Source organism: Variovorax sp. 20P10.2.4 (genome assembly GCF_058244205.1).
This window is the reverse complement of sequence record NZ_JBZAYE010001068.1, coordinates 1-1552: the sequence shown is the minus strand read 5'-3', so window position 1 is coordinate 1552 and position 1552 is coordinate 1. Positions and strand designations below refer to the sequence as shown.

The following is a 1552-nucleotide window of genomic DNA, read 5'->3' as shown; positions in this document are numbered from 1 at the left end:
ACCACCGGCATCGAGGGCCTGGGCTGGCTCGCCGTGTGGGCCCGCACCGACGAGCCGGCGCCGCGCACCGGCGTGTTCCTGGTGCCGCGCCATGCCGGGGGCGTGCGCGTGATCGCGAGCTGGGACCACCTGGGCCTGCGCGCCTCGGGTAGCCACGAGGTGGTGTTCGAGAACGTCGCGATCCCGCTCGACCATGCGGTGGACCTGCGCGCGCCGGCCGACTGGGCACCCGATGCCGGCAGCCAGACCGACATCGACGCCCAGGCCTCGCAGCAGGCCTGGATGGTGGTGCTGCTCGGCAGCCTCTACGACGCGGTCGCGCGTTCGGCACGCGACTGGCTCGTGGGCTTCCTCAACCAGCGCGCGCCCGGCAGCCTGGGCGCGCCGCTTTCGAGCCTGCCGCGCGTGCAGGAGACCGTGGGCGAGATCGAGGCGCTGCTGCGCACCAACCGCGTGCTGCTCGATGCGGCCAGCGAGGCCGTCGACAGCGGCCGCACGCCGTCGGCGGTCGACAGCGGGCTGCTCAAGCACAGCGTCACCGGCAACGCGGTGCGCGCCGTCGAGCTCGCGCTGCAGCTCACGGGCAACCATGGCCTCGCGCGCCAGAACCCGCTCGAGCGCCATTACCGCGACGTGCTGTGCAGCCGCATCCACACGCCGCAGAACGATGCGATCCTGGTCGGCGCGGGCAAGCGCGCGCTGCTGTCGACGGGAGCCGCCGCATGACCGACCTGCTGTTTTCCAGGGCATCGCGCCGCCGCTGGCTCCAGCAGGGCGCGGCGCTCTCCATCGCGGCCACGACCTCGTTGCGCGGCTGGGCCCAGCCGCAGACCTCGCTGGTGCTCGGCGACCAGGCCGGCGGCCTGCGCTCGCTGTTCGAGGCCTCGAAGGCGCTCGAGGGCGCGCCCTTCGCCTACCGCTGGGCCAACTTCCAGGGCGCCGCGCCGCTGTTCGAGGCGCAGCGCAGCGCGGCGGTCGACACCGCGATGGCCGGCGACCTGCCGGTGCTCGCCGCGGCCGTCGGCAGGACGCCGCTGAAGATCGTCGCCACGCGCGTGGGCAAGGCCGACTCGCTCGGCATCGTGGTGCAGCCCGATTCGAAGCTGCGCAGCGTGGCCGACCTGCGCGGCCAGACCGTGGTCGTCTCGTCGGCGCGCGGCAGCATCTCGCAGTACCAGCTCTATGGCGCGCTCGAGGAAGCCGGCGTGCGGCGCGACGAGGTCACGGTGAAGTTCGTGCTGCCGACCGATGCGGCGGCAGCCTTCGCCTCGCGCCAGATCGACGCCTGGGCCATCTTCGATCCCTACTACACGATCGCGCTGCAACAGGGCGGGCGCATCCTGCGCGACGGCCGCGGCATCAACACCGCGCTGGGCTTCATCACCGCCAGCGAGCCCTCGCTGGCCGATCCCGCCAAGCGCGCCGCCATCGTGCAGTTCCTCGACCGGCTGGGCCGCGCGGGCGACTGGGCGCTGGCCAATCCCGAGGCCTATGCGCAGGCCTACAGCCAGCTCACGCGGCTGCCGATCGAGTCGGCCCGGCTCATCACCGC

2 protein-coding genes are annotated in these 1552 nt (G+C 73.4%); both read left to right on the top strand.

The annotated features are described in order from the left end of the window. Positions 1-726: acyl-CoA dehydrogenase family protein (locus AC27VN_RS41115; RefSeq protein WP_490880461.1), on the top strand; the 726-nt coding region annotated here is incomplete at its 5' end. Then, positions 723-1552, top strand: an 830-nt coding sequence (locus AC27VN_RS41110) for an ABC transporter substrate-binding protein (protein WP_490880460.1), incomplete at its 3' end; no start/stop codon positions are given. The genes AC27VN_RS41115 and AC27VN_RS41110, both read left to right, overlap by 4 nt.